This window comes from Larkinella sp. C7 (assembly GCF_006149005.1).
Taxonomy (GTDB): domain Bacteria; phylum Bacteroidota; class Bacteroidia; order Cytophagales; family Spirosomataceae; genus Larkinella.
In genome coordinates this window covers 1-1,213 of record NZ_VBSL01000054.1, presented here as the reverse complement: position 1 = coordinate 1,213, position 1,213 = coordinate 1, and the positions used below count along the sequence as shown (strand labels likewise).

The 1,213-nt window shown below is 38.3% G+C and carries 1 protein-coding gene; it reads right to left on the bottom strand.

The annotated features are described in order from the left end of the window. Positions 1-29: 29 nt before the first annotated feature. Complete coding sequence (locus tag FH871_RS34330) at positions 30-965, bottom strand: IS30 family transposase (RefSeq protein WP_019773382.1); 936 nt, start codon at positions 963-965, stop codon at positions 30-32. Between the last annotated feature and the right edge of the window lie 248 nt (positions 966-1,213).

The following is a 1,213-nucleotide window of genomic DNA, read 5'->3' as shown; positions in this document are numbered from 1 at the left end:
TTGATAAATTGCAAGAATAAGTGCAACATTTACTTGAACTCATCCTCTAGAGCTTCACTAGCAGTTCTGTAAGCTAAACATTTTCGTGGTCGGTGATTGATATCATATAAAGCCTTATTCAAAACCTCATCAGAGATAGCGGCTAAATCTGTTTTCTTTGGGAAATATTCTCTTAGTAAGCCATTTGCGTTTTCATTGCTTCCTCTCTGCCAGGATGAATAGGCGTCCGCAAAGAAAAAGGAAATTCCTAAATTCTCTACCAGAGGATAGCAGGCAAACTCTTTTCCTCTGTCTGAAGTGAAGGTTTTAAGAGCCTCTTTTGGAAATAGCTTACAAAGTTGTTCGATGGCTGAAAACATGGATTTGGCTGTTCTGTCTGGTATCTTGAAAGCTAAGTAAAAGCGCGTTTTTCGCTCTAGAAAGGTCGCTAAACAGCCCTTGCTTTTGCCTCTGGAAGACACCACAGTATCGAGCTCCCAGTGACCAAAGGTCTCACGATTCCTGACCTCTTTAGGACGTTTGGCAATCGACGTACCAATCCTAAATGTTCCACGTGTTTCTTTGGGTTGTCGAGTTTTTCCTTTACGACGAAGGACGCTTAAATCCAGATCAATCAAAGCAGCATAGAGCCAGTTATAGATAGTTTTAAAAGCTACCATTGGCTTTTGTTCAAGCTGATAGCGGCCACAAATCTGTTCAGGCGACCAGGAGGATTTTAAACCGTCCTCAATTTCCTTTTTCAACTTTGGTGTCAAACGAGACTTCCGACCTTTTTGCTTAGCCCTGTGGTCGTACTGTTCCTGTGCTAAGGCTGCGGAATAACCATTTTGGCATCGTCTTAACTCTCTTGAAATAGTAGACTTATGGACGCCAAGTTTATTTGCAATTTGGCAAGGTTTCAAACCTAATTCTAAGTAGGTTTCTATCTTTATTCGGTCGGTTATGGTAAGATGGGAGTAGCTCATAGTTTTTCCTCGGGTTCTGTTTGTGTGGTTACTTACAGTTTACACCAATGAAACGCTATGAGTTTTTTGTTGCACTATATTTTACAATTTATCTTCCATTAAAAAATATTTTAAAAGTAAAATATTTTAATGTTCATTACCATTTTTAAAGGAAATTATGTAAAATGTTACAAACTCCTTTTGTGTTATATTTATATTAGAAATAAGGGTTAGATGGGAGGAACAAGTGATGTCAAAATTAGATTATT

Coding starts and splice junctions, on each gene's coding strand:
- FH871_RS34330 (WP_019773382.1), bottom strand. CDS start 965: ATGAGCTACTCCCATCTTACCATAACCGACCGAATAAAGATAGAAACC.